The organism is Pseudomonas fjordensis (assembly GCF_976987115.1).
Map to the genome: position 1 here is coordinate 5,214,601 of NZ_OZ336860.1, position 17,763 is coordinate 5,232,363.

The 17,763-nt window shown below is 59.2% G+C and carries 21 protein-coding genes and 2 pseudogenes; 13 read left to right on the forward strand and 10 right to left on the reverse strand.

The features are described from left to right. Nucleotides 1-233: 233 nt before the first annotated feature. Nucleotides 234-2,747: a hypothetical protein gene (locus ACWHXD_RS23760; protein ID WP_499084745.1), complete on the reverse strand. Its 2,514-nt coding sequence runs from the start codon at nt 2,745-2,747 to the stop codon at nt 234-236. Between the two features lie 124 nt (nt 2,748-2,871). Here ACWHXD_RS23760 and ACWHXD_RS23765 point away from each other — a divergent pair. The 8 genes and pseudogenes from ACWHXD_RS23765 to ACWHXD_RS23800 all read left to right on the forward strand — a co-directional run. Then, nucleotides 2,872-3,330 (forward strand): annotated as a pseudogene (locus ACWHXD_RS23765) (hypothetical protein); the annotation flags it as partial. 49 nt (nt 3,331-3,379) lie between these two features. Continuing rightward, the gene (locus tag ACWHXD_RS23770; RefSeq protein WP_138762300.1) at nt 3,380-4,249 is read left to right on the forward strand and encodes an adenine nucleotide alpha hydrolase family protein; all 870 of its coding nucleotides are present in this window, start codon (nt 3,380-3,382) and stop codon (nt 4,247-4,249) included. A 51-nt stretch (nt 4,250-4,300) separates the two neighbouring features. Then, a complete protein-coding gene (locus ACWHXD_RS23775; protein WP_238344563.1) occupies nt 4,301-4,585 on the forward strand; it encodes a hypothetical protein in 285 nt (94 codons plus the stop codon). Between the two features lie 81 nt (nt 4,586-4,666). Then, nucleotides 4,667-4,861, forward strand: a complete 195-nt coding sequence (locus ACWHXD_RS23780) for a hypothetical protein (protein ID WP_138762299.1) — start codon at nt 4,667-4,669, stop codon at nt 4,859-4,861. Continuing rightward, entirely contained in the window at nt 4,848-5,027 is a 180-nt protein-coding gene (locus tag ACWHXD_RS23785; protein WP_138762298.1) for a hypothetical protein, read from the forward strand. The genes ACWHXD_RS23780 and ACWHXD_RS23785 overlap by 14 nt, the downstream gene beginning before the upstream one ends. A gap of 68 nt (nt 5,028-5,095) precedes the next feature. Continuing rightward, nucleotides 5,096-5,341: a hypothetical protein gene (locus ACWHXD_RS23790; RefSeq protein WP_202877251.1), complete on the forward strand. Its 246-nt coding sequence runs from the start codon at nt 5,096-5,098 to the stop codon at nt 5,339-5,341. Between the two features lie 82 nt (nt 5,342-5,423). Beyond that, a pseudogene (locus ACWHXD_RS23795) lies at nt 5,424-5,762 on the forward strand (site-specific integrase); the annotation flags it as partial. Between the two features lie 76 nt (nt 5,763-5,838). Next, nucleotides 5,839-6,150: an Mpo1-like protein gene (locus ACWHXD_RS23800; RefSeq protein ID WP_003193783.1), complete on the forward strand. Its 312-nt coding sequence runs from the start codon at nt 5,839-5,841 to the stop codon at nt 6,148-6,150. 67 nt (nt 6,151-6,217) lie between these two features. Here ACWHXD_RS23800 and ACWHXD_RS23805 read toward each other — a convergent pair whose 3' ends face one another. Further along, the gene (locus ACWHXD_RS23805) at nt 6,218-6,583 is read right to left on the reverse strand and encodes a hypothetical protein (protein WP_499085083.1); all 366 of its coding nucleotides are present in this window, start codon (nt 6,581-6,583) and stop codon (nt 6,218-6,220) included. Nucleotides 6,584-6,597: 14 nt separating this feature from the next. Between ACWHXD_RS23805 and ACWHXD_RS23810 the strand changes: the two genes are divergently transcribed. After that, a complete protein-coding gene (locus tag ACWHXD_RS23810; RefSeq protein WP_014719677.1) occupies nt 6,598-6,780 on the forward strand; it encodes a hypothetical protein in 183 nt (60 codons plus the stop codon). A gap of 103 nt (nt 6,781-6,883) precedes the next feature. Beyond that, complete coding sequence (locus tag ACWHXD_RS23815) at nt 6,884-8,080, forward strand: MFS transporter (protein WP_032895561.1); 1,197 nt, start codon at nt 6,884-6,886, stop codon at nt 8,078-8,080. On the opposite strand, the gene arfB is transcribed toward ACWHXD_RS23815, so the two are convergent. Together arfB and ACWHXD_RS23825 are read right to left on the reverse strand one after the other, a co-directional pair. After that, nucleotides 8,077-8,490 (reverse strand): alternative ribosome rescue aminoacyl-tRNA hydrolase ArfB, encoded by a 414-nt coding sequence (gene arfB / locus ACWHXD_RS23820; RefSeq protein WP_032895560.1) that lies wholly within the window; start codon nt 8,488-8,490, stop codon nt 8,077-8,079. The genes ACWHXD_RS23815 and arfB overlap by 4 nt on opposite strands. Nucleotides 8,491-8,694: 204 nt before the next feature. After that, entirely contained in the window at nt 8,695-10,113 is a 1,419-nt protein-coding gene (locus ACWHXD_RS23825; protein WP_098950524.1) for an amino acid permease, read from the reverse strand. A 647-nt stretch (nt 10,114-10,760) separates the two neighbouring features. Between ACWHXD_RS23825 and ACWHXD_RS23830 the strand changes: the two genes are divergently transcribed. Then, nucleotides 10,761-10,898 carry a hypothetical protein gene (locus ACWHXD_RS23830; protein ID WP_003175756.1) on the forward strand — a complete coding sequence of 46 codons (138 nt, stop codon included), beginning with the start codon at nt 10,761-10,763 and terminating at the stop codon, nt 10,896-10,898. 73 nt (nt 10,899-10,971) lie between these two features. After that, nucleotides 10,972-11,931, forward strand: a complete 960-nt coding sequence (locus ACWHXD_RS23835) for a CgnE/CgnB domain-containing protein (RefSeq protein ID WP_138762296.1) — start codon at nt 10,972-10,974, stop codon at nt 11,929-11,931. A 196-nt stretch (nt 11,932-12,127) separates the two neighbouring features. Here ACWHXD_RS23835 and rluB read toward each other — a convergent pair whose 3' ends face one another. The 6 genes from rluB to ACWHXD_RS23865 all read right to left on the reverse strand — a co-directional run bounded on the left by rluB (nt 12,128) and on the right by ACWHXD_RS23865 (nt 17,078). Then, nucleotides 12,128-13,336, reverse strand: coding sequence for a 23S rRNA pseudouridine(2605) synthase RluB (gene rluB / locus ACWHXD_RS23840; RefSeq protein ID WP_032895557.1), 1,209 nt, complete (start codon nt 13,334-13,336; stop codon nt 12,128-12,130). Between the two features lie 144 nt (nt 13,337-13,480). Then, nucleotides 13,481-13,672 carry a DUF1289 domain-containing protein gene (locus ACWHXD_RS23845; protein WP_044267786.1) on the reverse strand — a complete coding sequence of 64 codons (192 nt, stop codon included), beginning with the start codon at nt 13,670-13,672 and terminating at the stop codon, nt 13,481-13,483. 147 nt (nt 13,673-13,819) lie between these two features. Beyond that, nucleotides 13,820-14,740 (reverse strand): SMC-Scp complex subunit ScpB, encoded by a 921-nt coding sequence (gene scpB, locus ACWHXD_RS23850; RefSeq protein WP_138762295.1) that lies wholly within the window; start codon nt 14,738-14,740, stop codon nt 13,820-13,822. 12 nt (nt 14,741-14,752) lie between these two features. Then, complete coding sequence (locus ACWHXD_RS23855; RefSeq protein WP_003193795.1) at nt 14,753-15,571, reverse strand: segregation and condensation protein A; 819 nt, start codon at nt 15,569-15,571, stop codon at nt 14,753-14,755. Next, entirely contained in the window at nt 15,572-16,201 is a 630-nt protein-coding gene (locus ACWHXD_RS23860) for an L-threonylcarbamoyladenylate synthase (protein ID WP_003193796.1), read from the reverse strand. A 13-nt stretch (nt 16,202-16,214) separates the two neighbouring features. Next, nucleotides 16,215-17,078, reverse strand: coding sequence for a PHP domain-containing protein (locus tag ACWHXD_RS23865; RefSeq protein ID WP_056791434.1), 864 nt, complete (start codon nt 17,076-17,078; stop codon nt 16,215-16,217). 87 nt (nt 17,079-17,165) lie between these two features. Here ACWHXD_RS23865 and ACWHXD_RS23870 point away from each other — a divergent pair, with 87 nt between their 5' ends. Further along, nucleotides 17,166-17,762, forward strand: coding sequence for a septation protein A (locus ACWHXD_RS23870; protein WP_044267795.1), 597 nt, complete (start codon nt 17,166-17,168; stop codon nt 17,760-17,762). The last annotated feature ends 1 nt before the right edge of the window (nt 17,763 follow it).

Below are 17,763 nucleotides of genomic sequence, written 5' to 3' on the forward strand. Positions count from 1 at the left end.
CTTGAATCATGAGTAACACGATAACTCCTTGCGCCTAAAGGACGTGCATCCTAAAGCCTCAGGGTAGCTAACCGCAAGAATACAGCGTAAACCCGTGAATTTCCGACGCCTTTACACGGCCGATATCGGCACCTAGCGCGAGAATAATCTCCTTGTTTTGAAGCGCATCTGGAGCGCCAGAAGCGCGGCCAGTCCTTGGTCGCGCAGCCGGATAGGAGGTTAAGATATATCTGTTAAGTACCTACCCAGCCGCCAAGGGCAGTGATGTACTGGAGGTGCTTCTGCGCCCTTGCCGCAGAAAATGGAATCGCGGCCCCTGATCCATTCACAACGGTTCCTGCTGGGATGATATTGATAGCGCCAGCTACATCATCTCGGTAAAGGTCGAGATACTGCCCTTCCACGCCAGGCTCCAAATATACCGTATGCGTCCCTCCGGTAAACGCATATGCCCTGTGCGCTAATGAACCGGCACCGAGGGTTATGTCATAGTTGATTAGATCTGAACAGCTACCCTGAACCGGCCCGCTAATACGTAGACCATTATAAACCGCATTACCTTCAATCTCCTTTCCGCTGATAACAGTTCTGATAACAGAACCAACATTCATTGGAGGATAGTGTGAGATGATACGATTTAACAGGAAAGGGTTAACGAAAAACAGTGTCGCGCCTTCAGAAGATCTGAATGTAATCTCCATGGTGGCGTCAGAGTCGTCAGCCCCCACATAGGTAAATGTACTTCCGACTCTTAAGAAGTTTGAACCCGCGCCTAGCATAGTATCGTGCGAGCTTTGAAGTGTTCCGTCCGACCTCACAATGCGTATTTTTATTTCAACAGACCCTGCCGTGCAAAGTGCAAAGTACCCGAAACTAATTGGCCCGGTTTGCATTAGAAGACCGGACTGCCCTTTTCGATAAATAGCATCATCGGCAGCCAGAGCAGGAAGCACAATCTGCGTGCTTGTCAGATATCCTGCGTCAGCCATCGATACGTTGGAAGCCGTAGCCACGCCGGTCCAGCTAGCTCCGCCCGTCGCCGAAGTTGTCCAGCTAGCGCCAGTGAGCAGGGCGCTATCCTTTACAACATTTCGTGCGCTATGGGTATTCCGAATAAATGTCGAGAAACCATTAGGCCCGGTAATAATTCCCGTCCCTGCGGTAACAAGCTTTTGCAGTGTTAAGAACACTAATGATTCGGTTCCAGTAGTACCAGGAGACCTATTGTAATAATCAATCTGGGTTTTAAAGTGGAGGTGGCATGTGTCTCCTACGAAATATCCAGATGAGTCGGCGCGCTGCGTTTTACCGCCAGCAAGAACCTCGTAATAACCACTTTTTCCTTCACCGTATACGTTCCAGCCGGAGCAGGTTTCAGTGTATCCAGAGAACCGTGTGCCAGAGCCATTATCAAGCAGTCCGATTGAGCCTGACGATCTGCGGCAGTACTCAATCGTGCCTTGTAAAACGTTGGCAGCGCAGTCGACCCCTACTCGCACGCCGATTTCACAAGTAGTTGGATCGATCAGACCAATCGGAGGATTGCCAGTAGAGTAGCGACCACCAACATGCATGTGTGGAATAACGTTGGCATTACTGCCAATGAAGTCTACTCCGATGACGCAATCATCTACCCATCCAAGGCTCAAGGTATTGGAGAAAGACTGATTAAATTCAAAGCCGGTACGGAAACCGCTAATTTGGTTGATCGTAATGACGTTCCCGCCCTGTCCAAGCGCCTTTGCCCCAACCAGGGTACCTCCAGTATATCCTGGGCCGTCTAGCCATCCGATCGTAAGACGGGCGATTTGACTTTGCATGAACACGCCGATGCCTGCGCTCATAGTAGGTTTTAGATGCCGAATTGTGGTTGCGCTGCGGTTTAGGTCGCGCTGCACGGCTGGCTGAGTGCGGTACGTCGGGATATCTAGGGTTGTCGAGGACGACAGGGTGACATCGCATTGAGTCTGTAGGCCGTCGGGAACCGCCATATCCATGACTTTTTGTGCGACTAGCCCATAGTCATAGCCGGCGATAACACCTGCGTACTCAAACCATACAGGCCCGGTGAAGATCCGTAAGAAGCAACCGCTTCCACTTGCATCAGTTTCACCGCCGGAATTCATATAACTGACAACAGTATTTTGGTCTGCTGCGGTAATTCCAGCTGTAGGAACTGTGGGGCTGAATATGCGTACCCCGTCGTGCTTGGACTTCAATACGGTCGGCGACCATACGAGCGTCCCGCCGCCTGTGCCAAGCCCTGCGTGCCAGCTCTTCAAATAGAAAATTAAGCTGGAGTCCTTCTTCTGGCTGGCAAGATCCTTGACAGATTCCAGCGCAACAACACCTCTACCTGTTAGCGCCGCACCCTTTAGCGGGTCTAAGGTGTTCCCCATATCCAGTATCAGTTGCTGCACGCCTTCGTTCAGTGGCACCCAAGCGCCACCCACGCGGGAGTAGCTCAGGTTGTCGGTCGTGTTCTGATACTGATCACCGTCCTGCAAAGGATCGCCGTCATCGCGCACCAAGGGTGCGGTGGCGGATGGAAGGAGGAATCTCGCAGATTCCGCCGACGCAGAGGCAGCAGAGGCAGCCGCCTCATCGGCGCTCGCTTCTGCAGAAGCCAGGGCTTCATCAATTGACTGAGCGGTTAGTGCTCGCTTGCCGGTGTCTACAGCTGCGCCGGATTCTTTTTTCCACACCTCGTAAATTTCATTTTCTTCGCCCGACACCACGAGAAACATCCCGCCCTCAGGCACGTCTGAGTTAGGGGTTGTATTGGATTGCCACACAGAATCAGGAACAGCGGGAGCCGGAGAAGAAGTGTCACCGGTAGTCGTTGGCAAGTAGTGATCATGAATCTCTAAAGACTGCCCCTACGGAAATCCGGGCGACCGGCTGTGGGTGCGCGAGACCTGGGCGGCAGACGCACAGGTTGATGCGGTAGCGCCGCGAGACCTGAGCCAAGGCGAGCCGATCCAGTACCCGGCAGATGGGGCGGTCCGGCAGACAGGATGCTCGATGATCGCGCCAGGCAAAGGCCGCCCCTCTATACACATGCCGCGCTGGGCCAGCCGCATCCTGCTGGAGATCACCGACGTAAGCGTCGAGCGGTTGCAGGACATCACCGAGGAGCAAGCCAAGGCTGAGGGCGTGCGGCTCTACACCGATCATGCCGAACTGGGTGATTGGTGGCACGTCGAGGGGATTGATACGTACAGCGCTGATCCGCGCAAATCGTTCGAGCTGCTCTGGTCGTCCGTCGGCGGCGACTGGGGCGCCAACCCGTGGGTCTGGGTGGTTTCCTTCCGCCGGGTGACGCCATGATCGCCACCCTCTGGTTCGCCTACGTCTTCATCTACAAGGGGCCGAGGCCATGAATCCCTTCCTGATCACCGGCCCGGCCCAGATCGGCGTCTCCGGAGGCCGAACCAGCGGGCAGATGCTACGCAAGATCCTCGACGCCCACGGCGGAAAGCTCCCTGCTGATGTTCACGCCTTCTTCCAGAATACCGGCAAGGAGAGCGAAAAAACGTTGGTGTTCATTGATCAGATAGACAAGCGATGGAGCGTCGGCATTGTCTGGATGGAGTGGTGCCGAGTGTACGGCCAGCCTGACGATGCGCCGTGGTACAAGCTGGTGAATTTCGAGACGGCCAGCCGCAATGGTGAGCCCTTCACGATGATGCTCGAGTACTACGCGGCATACCGAAAAGACGTCAAGAACCTTCCGCCGGTGTTGCCGAACTTCTCGAACAACATGTGCACGGCGTACCTGAAGGTGAAAATCGGCGAGAAGCACATGCGCGCCCTGGGCTACGACGAGTGGGACTGCGTTGTCGGCATCCGCTACGACGAGCCTAAGCGCTATCACCGCATGATGGCTGCCAACGCCCGCGGCGGCACACGATGGGACAACCTTTGCCCCTCTTACACCGCAGGCATCACGAAGGAGGACGTCGCGGAATTCTGGAATGCCCAGCCGTTCGATCTTGGCATGGATTCAGACTTCGGAAACTGCGACCTGTGCTGGAAGAAAAGCGAAGGAAAGCTGATCAAGACAATCATCGACGACCCGTCCCGGGTGATCTGGTGGTCGGGCACCGAAGAACGCTTCGGTCAGGTATTCCGCCAAGACCGAGCAGATTACAAAACGATGGGCTGGTCAGCGGAGCAACGCTCCAGGCAAACCGACTTCGACTTCGACTATCTCGCCGAAGACATCGACTGCTTCTGCGGCGACTAACCCCAATCCCCCTACATGCCTGCCGGTGAGCGGCGGGCGAGGTATGCACGCATGAAAAAAGATCAGTTGCCTGACTTGGTCGCCGCAGTCTCGCGCGCCATTGAATCCGGCAAGGCGTCGGCAAAAGCTGCTCCGGATGACGGCGGTAGCGCCAATCTCGACCGGGTCTATCTCCGCGTCGGTCTCCTTCGGGAAAAGACCCTGCACGATGCCGGCCTTCAAGGCTGGATGCAGTCGGCGAGCACCTACCACGCTCGCGCCTTTCACCTCAGCGCGCCCTCGATGGCCAGGGTAACCGGCGCTACGCCGGCGTGCAGGCGATGTACAAGTCGCTGACTGCCGAGGGCATCGACTGCGGCGTCTGGTACCAAATGGATTAACCCACCTTCTGCCGCCCAGCGCGGCAAGGAACCTCCCATGTCTCGCATTGAAGAAATCGAAGGCTGGAACCTGGCTGATGAGCTGATCAAAGCCGGGCGGCAGATTGACCCGATCCTGGGTGGTGCTGGTCGTGTACTTGAGAACATCGAGCGCACTGCGGCGGAACGGCCGGAGAGCTACCGGGTGGGGATTCAGAAGCGCATTGAGGTGGAACGCCATGGCCATTGCTGAGCTGCACGGCCGGAGCATTACCCCGTTTGAGCAGGGCTTCCTGGCCTTCATCAAGGGTATCGGCCCCAAAGAAAACCCATTCGACGGGGATAAATCACCCGTCTCTAACCATCGCTGGGCAGCCGGCTGGAACAAAGCACAGCGTGAAGCTGGTAGGAAGGCATGAGTCTGTTTCAATGTGAGGTATGCGGTTGCTGTGAGAACACAGCGCTGGCATGCCAGGATTTCGTTTACATGGCTGACTGTTTCGACTGGGCGTATGCGCCAGAACGTGAAGGCAAGCGCCTTTGCAGCGCGTGCGGCCCCGTAAGCTACAAGACCGAAGGGCCAACAGAGTACGGGAAATGGCATGACCAGTTCGAGCGTATCTACCTACCGCTGGGCATGTTCCGCACCAATGAGCGAGGCAACCTTTCCCACATCGAAACCGGCAGAGAGGACTTTAAGGCTCACGCAATTACCGTAGAGGCCCAGCCATGACCACCCACCGAATCAAAGACAACGCCGGCCGATGGCACCGCGTGTCGAAGTCAACCGCCAAGTCAGGGAGCCATGGGAAGAGTCTGGCCGCATCCGTAAAATACTTTGGCTGCCGGCCATGAAGAAGTCAGGAGTTCGCTACCGGCGCCCATACCAAACTCGTCACACCTACGCCTCTATGATGCTTTCTGCGGGGGAGCATCCAATGTGGGTGGCGAGCCAGATGGGGCACAAAGACTGGACCATGATCGCAAGGATTTATGGTCGCTGGATGCCGTCGGCGGACACCGGGGCAGGCAGTAAGGCAGAGGCTCTTTTCGGGGGTAATGCCAGGGTTATGACAACATTGCCTCTACAGCCCGCTATTTACGCACCTATCTCCAAGGATACTAAAGTGGCATCTATTGTCACTGGCTGTTAGCACTGTTCACTCTAGACTCAAATAAGCTCCCCGCCGCGCACCTGTTGGCGGCACAACAACCAGAGGACCGGTGACCGTGGAAAACATCAAGAAATTCAACAGTTTTGCCGAGTTCTACCCGTACTACCTGGCCGAGCATGGCAACAGCACCTGTCGGCGCCTGCACTTTATCGGCACCACCCTGGTGATCGGCATTCTCGCCTATGCCATCGGCAGAGGCTCATTGGTCCTGCTGCTGGCGTTGCCGCTCGCGGGCTACAGCTTTGCCTGGATAGGCCACTTCTTCTTCGAAAAGAACCGCCCCGCCACCTTTCAGCACCCGTTTTACAGCTTGCTGGGGGATTTTGTGATGTACCGCGACATGATCCTGGGCAAGGTGCCGTTCTAAATCCCTTGTAGGAGCGAGCTCGCTCGCGAAGCACCCACAGACACCGCTGGCTACCTGACGCACTGCGTTATCGTTGACGCTTTTCGCGAGCAAGCTCGCTCCTACAGTCTTTTAGGAGAAAAATGAACGAGACAGTCGAGATAAAAGTCTTTTTGTCATTTACGGTGCTGTATCCTGCCAAGGCTTTTTGAGAGCGCGGAATCACCTGCGATTGAAAAAACAGACCTTGCGAGGAGCGACCACGATGCACGAGATACCTAATCTCCCCTTCCCAAGCCTGCACCCAACTGAGCAGCCAACACCGCAGCAGGCCAGCGACAAGCAGCCTGAGGCCAAAGAAGCAAAACCAGTCGAGCGCGAAAGCCGGGACTGACGCCGTACCAGACCGTGTGGAAAGCGCGCCTTTGAGCGCTTTCCACACTGCCTGAATCATCCGAGACCTTCCCTATGACCACTTCCCCTTCCGACACGCCGGACGCCGCTGTACTCGACGCTGCCTTGCAGATGGTCGAAGTCTGGAACCGCCTCAGTGCCGACAAGCAAGCGGCACTGCTCAAGCGCTTTGGCACTCAGGAAAACGCCCTGGCGGCCCTGGTGACCACCCAATTGCTGGCCCCCACGCAAGCTTGATCTTCTTTAGATCTGACGTTTTACATTTTTGCCGCCCTGCCCGGCCTGCGCGCCGGTATCATTAGCAGCCTATCTTTACCTGCTGCGACAGTGGATCTCTCCCATGCCAGATACCCAGCGCCCCATGGCGGTCACGCTGCAAGTCGTTTCCATCGTGCTGTTTACCTTCATCGGCTACCTGAATATCGGCATCCCCCTGGCCGTATTGCCCGGTTATGTGCATAGCCAACTGGGCTATGGCGCCGTCATCGCCGGGCTGGTCATCAGCGTGCAATACCTGGCAACCCTGCTGAGCCGCCCCTATGCCGGCAAGATCATCGACAACCTGGGCAGCAAGCGCGCCGTGCTGATCGGCCTGGTGGGCTGCGGTTTGAGCGGGGTGTTCATGTTGCTGGCGGCGTGGTTTTCCAGCCTGCCGGCCTTCAGCCTCGGCTGCCTGCTGATCGGTCGGCTGGTGCTGGGCAGTGCTGAAAGCCTGGTGGGTTCAGGCGCGATTGGCTGGGGTATCGGCCGTGTCGGCGCGGCGAACACGGCCAAGGTTATTTCCTGGAACGGCATCGCCAGCTACGGCGCGCTGGCGGTCGGTGCGCCGTTGGGGGTGCTGCTGGTCAGCCAGTTGGGGCTGTGGAGCATGGGCGTCAGCATCATTCTATTGGCCGTGCTGGGCGTGCTGTTGGCCTGGAAAAAACAAGCCGCGCCGATTGTACCCGGCGTCCGTTTGCCGTTCATGAATGTGCTGGGCCGCGTGCTGCCCCATGGTTGCGCGCTGGCGCTGGGCTCCATCGGCTTTGGCACCATCGCCACCTTTATCACGCTGTATTACAGCACCCAGCACTGGGATAACGCGGTGTGGGCCTTGAGCCTGTTCGGTGCCAGTTTTATCGGCGCGCGTTTGCTGTTTGGCAATTTGATCAACCGCATTGGCGGGTTTCGCGTCGCCATCGCTTGCCTGTCGGTGGAAGTGCTGGGCCTGCTGTTGCTGTGGCTGGCGCCGGATGCCCAGCTGGCGTTGGCGGGTGCGGCGTTGAGCGGTTTCGGCTTTTCCCTGGTGTTCCCGGCGTTGGGGGTAGAGGCGGTCAACCTGGTGCCGGCTTCCAGCCGTGGCTCGGCGGTGGGCGCCTATTCGCTGTTTATTGATTTGTCCCTGGGCATCACCGGGCCACTGGCGGGCGCCGTGGCGGCAGGCTTTGGCTTTGCCTCGATCTTCCTGTTCGCCGCCCTCGCCGCTTTCGCCGGTTTGCTGCTGAGCGTCTACCTGTACCGCCAGGCGCCCAAGGCCCGGGAAACACGCGACGCCTAGAAGTCGACCTTGCCGCGCCCGGCCTTGATGCTGCCGCGCTTGGTCTTGGACTCCAGGCGGCGTTTCTTCGAGCCCAGGGTAGGCTTGGTCGGACGGCGCTTTTTCTCGACCTTGGTAGCGCTCTGGATCAACTCCACCAGGCGCTCCAGCGCATCGGCGCGGTTCTGCTCCTGGGTGCGATATTGCTGGGCCTTGAGCACCAGCACGCCTTCGCTGGTGATCCGGCTGTCGCGCAACGCCAGCAGGCGCTCCTTGTAGAACTCTGGCAACGACGAGGCCGGAATATCAAACCGCAGGTGCACCGCACTCGACACTTTATTGACGTTCTGCCCACCGGCACCTTGGGCACGAATGGCGGTCAGCTCGATCTCGGCATCGGGCAAGTGTACGTTGTTGGAAATCACCAGCATGGAAAGCGCGAGCCTTGTTAGGAGAGCTTAGAGATACGCCCCCTCAAGCCGAGCGCGGTCAAAAATGTGGGAGCGGGCTTGTGTGGGAGTCGGGCTTGCCCGCGATGCAGGCACCGAGGTGTAACAGGTACACCGCGGTGATGCTATCGCAGGCAAGCCAGCTCCCACACAAGCCCGCTCCCACATTTAGCGCAGTATACGGCCTTACTTCGCCGTCAAGGCTTGGACTGCGACGGACTGCTGCGCCCGCCTGTTCTTGACCCAGTAACAAACGCCCATGAACGCCACCCACACCGGGATCGCGTACACCGAGCGGTCAATGCCTGGAATCATCAACATGGTGCCCAGGATAAACACCACGAACGCTACACAGATGATGTTGCCATACGGGTACCACAGCGCCTTGAACAGCGGCACCTGGCCGATGCGGTTCATGTGCTGGCGGAACTTGAAGTGGGAGAAGCTGATCATCGCCCAGTTGATCACCAACGTGGCCACCACCAGCGACATCAGCAGTTCCAGCGCGTCATGGGGCATCAGGTAGTTCATCAGCACCGCCACCAGGGTGATCGCCGCCGAGGCCAGGATCGAACGCACCGGCACGCCGCGCTTGTCGATCTTCGCCAGCGCCTTGGGCGCGTCGCCCTGCTCGGCCATGCCCAAGAGCATGCGGCTGTTGCAGTAGGTGCCGCTGTTGTACACCGACAGCGCGGCCGTCAGCACCACGAAGTTGAGGATATGCGCGGCCGTGTTACTGCCCAGCATCGAGAACACCTGCACGAACGGGCTACCGCTGTAGGCATCGCCGGAGGCGTTGAGGGTCGCCAAGAGGCTGTCCCATGGTGTGAGCGACAGCAGTACCACCAGGGCACCGATGTAGAAAATCAGGATGCGGTAGATCACCTGATTGATCGCCTTGGGGATCACGGTACGTGGCTGGTCGGCTTCGGCAGCGGTAAAGCCGAGCATTTCCAGGCCGCCGAAGGAGAACATGATGATCGCCATGGCCATCACCAAACCGCCGACGCCATGGGGGAAGAAACCACCATGCTCCCACAGGTTGCTGACCGAGGCTTGTGGGCCGCCGCTGCCGCTGACCAGCAGGTAGCTGCCCAGTGCAATCATGCCGACGATCGCCACCACCTTGATGATGGCAAACCAGAACTCGGCCTCACCGAAGACTTTGACGTTGGCCAGGTTGATCGCGTTGATCAGCACGAAGAACGCCGCCGCCGAGACCCAGGTCGGGATCTCGGGCCACCAGTAGTGCACGTACTTGCCGACGGCCGTCAGCTCCGACATACCCACCAGGATGTACAGAATCCAGCAGTTCCAGCCCGACAAAAAGCCGGCGAAACCGCCCCAGTACTTGTGGGCAAAGTGGCTGAAAGAGCCAGCAACCGGCTCCTCGACAATCATTTCGCCAAGCTGGCGCATGATCATGAAGGCGATAAAGCCGCAGATGGCATAGCCCAGGATCATCGACGGGCCGGCGGATTTGAGCACCCCGGCCGAGCCCAGGAACAGGCCGGTGCCGATGGCGCCACCGAGGGCGATCAACTGGATATGCCGGTTTTTCAGGCCGCGTTTCAGCTCGCCTGAAGAAGAATGGGGTCCACTCATGAAAAGGGTCTCACGCAAGGTTTGAAGAGTTGAATGCAGGTTGCTGCCTTGAATTACCGACTCAAGCAGCGCCGCTCAAACCCCAGCGCAGGCACCAGGAGTACAGCGTCTTTCTAATGGTCATGCGTCACCTGTTTGTTTTTATCTGTGACGAAATCGAACCCGTCCGGCTCGTGGCCAGGCGGAGTGATCAGGGGGATCAAACCCTGAGGTCTTGGCCTTTTGCGTGGGTACGCAAGGGGGGTCACAGTAAAACGCGGCGCATTGTACACCGCTCGACAGCTTCGGCACGCACCGGGAAAGTGCACAGGCGATTCTGTCAGCTAATGCTTACATCAGCGCAACCCCCAACAAAGCCAGGACATTTGCGTAAAGCTGTCGTTACACCCCGGAAAACCTGCGTTACAGCCAGACTTCGGCAGCCCTCAACGGAATTCTGTCGGTAAGCAGCGTCTGAAGAATCGCTTCAGCCAATGCACTGTTTTGCCTGAATAAAAAAATCCGCCAAAAAACAGAAGAAAAAATCCAAATGAAACCGTGTCAATAAATTTTTTGCATTTCGAAACACTCTCTTCTAGGTTCTTTGCACTTGCCCGCGAAGCCCGTGGGTGAGCCGTTCTCAATCAACGTCCTCTAGGAGATACACCATGCAAGCACTGGAAAACGACCTGGAAACCGAACTGCAACTCGACGATTGGTTTGAAGCGCCGACCCATGAGGCCGCCGTTGAAATGATGCAAGCCGATGCCGTTGTGCCTTTTGGCACCGCGATGTGGCCTTTCTAATACCCGGCAGGCATCCGGCAGGCGCTGTGCACGGCGCCTGCCCCCTTACCCAAGGCACAGAAGGACACCCGTCATGGACAAGGCCCGCGCCGTCGAACACTTTCTCTACTACCTTGCGCACCACCCGGCCCTCAACGGCCTGAACCGCCCCACCGTGTTGCTGGGCCATACCGCGCGCTATGACGCCATCGCCCAGGCGATCACCCACGGCAGCGCCGCCCGCTTCAACTTCCAACTGCAACGCCTGGACCTGGCGCCCAGCGACACCCTGGCCCAGGCCATTCAAACCTGTGACCTGTACCTGTTTCTCTACGACTCCTCCACGCTGCCCAACCCACGCGCCGAAGGCCCGGACTTTATCCGCGCCCTGCAAGGCGTGATGGCCGAACACTGGAAAAAATCCCTGCTGTTCAAGGATTACGGCGACTATTTCTACGACACCTTCAGCGTCGAGCCCCAACGCATCGCCGACCTCAACGCCACGCTGATCCGGCGCATGGCCCAGGCCCACGTGCTGAGCTTCACCGACAAACACGGTTCGCGCCTGGAAGCGCCGATGAGCAGCATCAAGAAGTGGACCAATATCAACGGCGTCGGCAACCACGACCTGGCCCCCGGCGAAATCGCCACCCACAGCGAAGCCATCAACGGCCAGGTGCGGTTTGTCGGCACCTTCCTCAGCACCATCCCCTTTGCGCGCAAATACGGCGTGCTGCAATCGCCGCTGGAGTTATGGATCGAAAACTCCACCGTTTGCAGCGTGGCCAGTGATGTGCCGGGGCTGGCGGATGATTTCAACAAGTACCTGAATGCCAACCCGTCCAACCGTCGTGTGGAGGAGTTGGGGATTGGTACCAATGAAGGGGTCAAGGACCTGTATGCGCGCAATGCCGGGTTTGAAGAGCGCCATTGCGGGTTGCACCTGGGCTTGGGTGGCGGGCAGAAGGGCAGCCATCACCTGGACCTGATCTTCGCCAGCGGGGTGTTGGCGCTGGATGACAAGCCGGTGTTTGATGGCGCCTTTGCCTTCTAAGCCCCCTTTCGAAACAAATGAAGCTTCAAATGTGGGAGCGGGCTTGCTCGCGAAGGCGGTGTATCAGTTGACACATACATCGACTGACTCACCGCCTTCGCGAGCAAGCCCGCTCCCACATTGAACTGGGTTACCAAAGTTGAGATAAAAAAAACGCCAACCTTAGGGTTGGCGTTTTTGTGCAGCGCTTAACGCATCACTGCGGCTTCTTGCGACCAAAACCAGGGCGCTGGCCGGAACCGGCCGGGGCGCCACGGCGCTTGCCCGACGGCTCGTCCGCGACCAGTTTCGGGCCAGGACGCTTGTTCGCCGCTGGCTTGGCTGGACGCTTGGTGCTGGCGTTGTCGGCCGGGCGATCCGCTTCGCCACGGTTGCTGCGCCCACCCGCCGGCGCAGGACGCGGCGTACGTGGCGCACGCTCACCTTCTTGACGCGCTGGCGCGGTGGGGCGGCGCTCGCCTTCAATGTGCGGCTGACGCGAGATACGACCGCCGGTGGCCGGTGCATCCAGCGCAGGGCGCAGGGTGCGGGCAACACGTTCGGTACGTGGCACCGGGCGCGACGATTTACGCTGCATGCGCTCAAGCTTGTCTTTGCTCTTGGCGTTCATCTGCGGCATGGCAACCGGCGTCAGGCCCACTTCGGCGCTGAGGATATCGACTTCGTACTGGCTCATTTCGCGCCAGCGGCCCATCGGCAGGTCGGAGTTCAGGAACACCGGGCCAAAACGCACGCGCTTGAGGCGGCTGACCACCAGGCCCTGGGACTCCCACAGGCGACGCACTTCACGGTTACGGCCTTCCATCACTACGCAGTGGTACCAGTGGTTGAAACCTTCGCCACCCGGCGCCTGCTTGATGTCGGTGAACTTGGCGGGGCCGTCTTCGAGCACAACGCCCGCCTTGAGGCGCTCGATCATCTCGTCATCGACTTCACCACGCACACGCACGGCGTATTCACGGTCCATCTCGTAGGACGGGTGCATCAGGCGGTTGGCCAACTCACCGTCAGTGGTGAACATCAGCAAGCCGGTGGTGTTGATGTCCAGGCGGCCGATGTTGATCCAGCGGCCTTCTTTAGGCTTGGGCATCTTGTCGAACACGGTCGGACGGCCTTCCGGGTCGTCACGGGTGCAGATCTCGCCGTCGGGCTTGTTGTACATGATCACGCGGCGCACCGATTCGGCGGCCTCTTCACGCTTGATGACCTTGCCATCAATGGTGATCGCATCGTGCAGGTCGACGCGCTGGCCGAGGGTGGCCTCAACGCCGTTGACCTTGATGCGCTTCTGGGTGATCCAGGCTTCCACGTCGCGGCGCGAGCCCACGCCGATACGCGCCAGCACCTTTTGCAGTTTTTCGCCTGCTGGGCCGATTTCCTGGTCTTTCTGGTCTTGGTCATTCATCGTAAGCACCTCCCGGTGGGTCGATTCAGGCGTGGCCTGAAGGGTATTGAAAGCTGGGCCTTGGCCGAATAGGTCGGCAAGGGGTCGCGAATCATACGCGCATGGCGCGTGTTGCGCATCACAGACTAGCCGATAACGCCCAGCTCATTTGCTTTTCCGCCGACCGGTGGCCCCCAGGGCCAGCAATCGCAGCTCGGCTTCGGCCAGAACCGTGCGCTTGTCGGCTTTGTCGAGTTTCTTCCAGGCACGGATTTCACGCTTGCTGCGGCCACAGCCGACGCAGATGTCGTCGTTGAATTTGCAGATGCTGATGCACGGGTCTTTGGTCGAGCTCATACACTTCCCCTGCCGACGCTGATTAAATGTGGGAGCGGGCTTGCTCGCGAATGCGGTGGTTCAGTCAATGTATCTGCAAGCTGATACACCGCATTCGCGAGCAAGCCCGCTCCCACATGGGGTATTGCGGTGTTTGGAAATACCGGGTCAGTCTTCGAGCTGACGACGTTCGTTCTCGATGGCCTCGGCCAGCGCCCGGGCTTCGTCTTCTTCGTCACTCAGGGGCGGCTGTTCGAGGGCGGCGACGGCGGCCAGGAGCTTTTCCCGGGCTTGGGCCACGCCAAGCACATCGTCTTCGGCTTCGACCTCAGGCGCGGACTCAACGTTCACCTGGGTTTCTGGCTCTGCCGCACCATCACGCAGCAAATCGTCGAAGTCGGTCTTGATGCCCTGCTCCATGTCGTCCAGCTCCAGCAACAACGTATGGAAACTGGTCTCGTCCTTGGGCTCCTCCGGCTCGGCGCTGGCGTCGGCCAGTTCCTGCAGGCTTTGCGGCACCGGCGCGTCATCGAAGTCGAGCACCGGCTCGGCTTCCATTTCCCGCAGCTCGGCCAGGGGCGGCAGATCGTCGAGGTTTTTCAGGTTGAAGTGATCGAGGAACACCTTGGTGGTGGCGAACATCGCCGGTTTGCCCGGCACGTCGCGGTAGCCGACGATGCGGATCCACTCGCGCTCCAGCAGGGTCTTGACGATATTGCTGTTCACCGCCACGCCACGCACGTCTTCGATCTCGCCCCGGGTGATGGGCTGGCGATAGGCGATCAGCGCCATGGTCTCCAGCATCGCCCGGGAATAGCGCTGCGGGCGCTCTTCCCACAACCGCCCGACCCACGGCGAAAACTTCTCACGGATCTGCAGGCGGTAACCCGACGCCACTTCGCGCAGTTCAAAGGCACGCCCCTCGCAGGACTTGCGCAGGATCTCCAAGGCCTTCTTGAAGACCGGTGGCTCCGGGCGTTCGGCTTCTTCGAAAAGCTCGAACAGGCGCTCCAAAGATTGCGGTTTACCCGAGGCAAGGAGAAAGGCCTCCAGCAAAGGGGCCAGTTCGCGGGGTTCAGTCAGATTCATCGATTCAGCTCGTTATTCGGCTCGCGCCCGCACGTGGATAGCCGCAAAAGGCTCATTCTGCACCAGCTCGACCAAGGACTCCTTGACCAGCTCAAGGATCGCCATAAAGGTCACCACCACGCCCAGGCGCCCTTCTTCGGCGGTGAACAGCTCGACAAAGGGCACAAACCCACCGCCCTTGAGGCGCTCCAGCACATCGCTCATGCGCTCGCGGGTAGACAGCGCTTCACGGCTGACCTGGTGGCTCTCAAACATATCGCCACGGCGCAGGACTTCGGCCATGGACATCAGCAATTCTTCCAGGCTCACGTCTGGCAGCAACTTGCGCGCGCGCGCCTCGGGGGCGTCGAGCTTGGGCACCACCACATCACGGCCCACACGGCTCAGGCCGTCGATGCCTTCGGCGGCAGCCTTGAAGCGTTCGTACTCTTGCAGGCGGCGGATCAGCTCAGCGCGTGGGTCATCCTCTTCGGCTTCCACCGTCTCCGAGCGCGGCAACAGCATGCGCGACTTGATCTCGGCGAGCATGGCCGCCATCACCAGGTACTCGGCGGCCAGTTCCAGGCGCACCGACTGCATCAGCTCCACATAGCCCATGTACTGGCGGGTGATTTCTGCCACCGGAATGTCGAGGATATTGATGTTCTGCTTGCGGATCAGGTACAGCAGCAAGTCCAGCGGGCCTTCGAAGGCTTCAAGGAATACCTCAAGGGCGTCCGGCGGGATGTACAGGTCCAGGGGCATTTCCATGACCGCCTGGCCGTACACCATGGCAAACGGCAGTTCCTGCTGGGCGCCGGCCTGGGGATCAGCGGTTTCCACGGCCGACATTCAGGCCTCGACCATGAACGGAGCCGGGTCGCCACAACCCACACGCACCACTTCTGGCTCACCGTCGGCCAGGTTGATCACCGTGGAGGCCTTATTGCCGCCGTAGCCGCCGTCGATGATCAGGTCGACGTGTTTTTCCAGCAAACGGCGCATTTCGTAAGGGTCGTACAACGGCTCGGTTTCGCCGGGCAGGATCAACGACACGCTCATCAGCGGTTCGCCCAACTCGGCCAGCAGCGCCAGGGCAATCGGGTGTTCCGGCACGCGCAGGCCGATGGTGCGTTTCTTGGGGTGCAGCAACAGGCGCGGCACTTCGCGGGTGGCGTTGAGAATGAACGTGTAGGGCCCCGGCGTATGGGCCTTGAGCAGGCGGAACGTACCGGTGTCGACCTTCGCAAACAGACCAAGCTGGGACAAGTCGCTGCAGATCAGCGCAAAGTTGTGCTTGTCGTCCAGCTGGCGCAAGCGTCTTACCCGCTCGACCGCGCCCTTGTCGCCGATCTGGCAGCCAATGGCATAGGAAGAATCCGTCGGGTAGATCACTACCCCACCGGCACGGATGATCTCCACGGCCTGCTTGATCAGGCGCGCCTGAGGGTTTTCCGGATGAATCTGGAAGAATTGGCTCACGTACTCTACCTGTTCAGACGGTGGCAATAATGGGGTCATGCTTGAATCGCCCCCACAACAGCGGCAGATCTTCCGGAACCTGGCGATACTCGCCAATCTCGGACCAGCCGCCTGGGCCATGAAAGTCACTGCCGGCACTGACCAGCAGACCAAATTCGCGGGCAAGGATCGCCAGGCTGCCGACCTGTTCGGCGGGTTGATGCCCGTTGACCACCTCGATGGCGTGGCCACCCGCTCCAATATAGTCGCTGATCAGCTTGCGGCGCTTGCTGCGGGTGAAATCGTAATGCCAGGGGTGCGCCAGGCTCACCCAGGCCCCGGAGTCCCGCAGGGTCTGGACGGTGTCTTCCAGGGTCGGCCAATGCAGCTTCACGTCGCCCAACTTGCCGGCGCCCAGCCATTTGCGAAAGGCTTCGGCGCGATCCTTCACATAGCCTTCACGCACCATCCAGTCGGCAAAGTGCGGACGGGCCGGTGCGTTGCCGCTGTCGCCCAGCTCTTGCTGGATAGCCCGGGCGCCATCTAGGGCACCCGGCATGCCTTTAAGGCTGAGCTTGCGGCTTATTTCTTCGGACCGCAGCCAGCGGCCATCGTGCAATTGGGCAATAGCCGCCACCAAGGGTGGGGCCTTTTGATCAAAACCGTAGCCCAGCACATGGATGGTGGCCCCGCCCCAGGTGCAGGACAATTCCACGCCATTGACCAGCTGCATGCCCAGGGAATGCGCGGCCTGGCGGGCTTCATCGAGGCCTTCGAGGGTGTCGTGGTCGGTCAATGCCAAAACTCGCACGCCTTTTTCAAACGCACGCGCAACCAGTACCGCGGGCGCCAGGGCGCCGTCGGAGGCCGTGCTGTGGCAGTGCAAATCAACATTCACGGGAGTGTGTAACCTCAAGTCAGCTGGCGCTATCGCAACCAAGGATGTTTGTTATTATGCCGCCACATCCAGCTTCTGGCTCTTACTGTGAAACAATTCATCGACTTCATCCCGCTGTTGCTGTTTTTCATCGTTACCAAACTCGACCCCAGGGTCATCGAAATCGCCGGCCACGAGCTATCGTTCGGGGGCATCTACAGCGCCACCGCCGTACTGATCGTCAGCTCCATCGTGGTCTACGGCGCCATCTTCATCTCCCAGCGCAAGCTGGAAAAAAGCCAATGGCTCACGCTTATCGCCTGCCTGGTATTCGGCGGCCTGACCCTGGCCTTCCACAGCGAAACGTTCCTCAAATGGAAAGCCCCGGTGGTGAACTGGCTGTTCGCCCTGGTGTTTATCGGCAGCCACTTCATCGGTGACCGCCTGCTGATCAAGCGGATCATGGGGCACGCGCTGACCTTGCCGGAGCCGGTGTGGGTACGCCTGAACGTGGCCTGGATCGTGTTTTTCCTGTTCTGCGGTGCCGCCAACCTGTTCGTGGCCTTTACCTTCCAGGACTACTGGGTCGACTTCAAAGTGTTCGGCAGCCTGGGCATGACCGTATTGTTTTTGATCGGCCAGGGTATCTACCTGTCGCGTCACCTGCATGACACCGCAGCTACCACACCAAAAACCGAGGACTGAC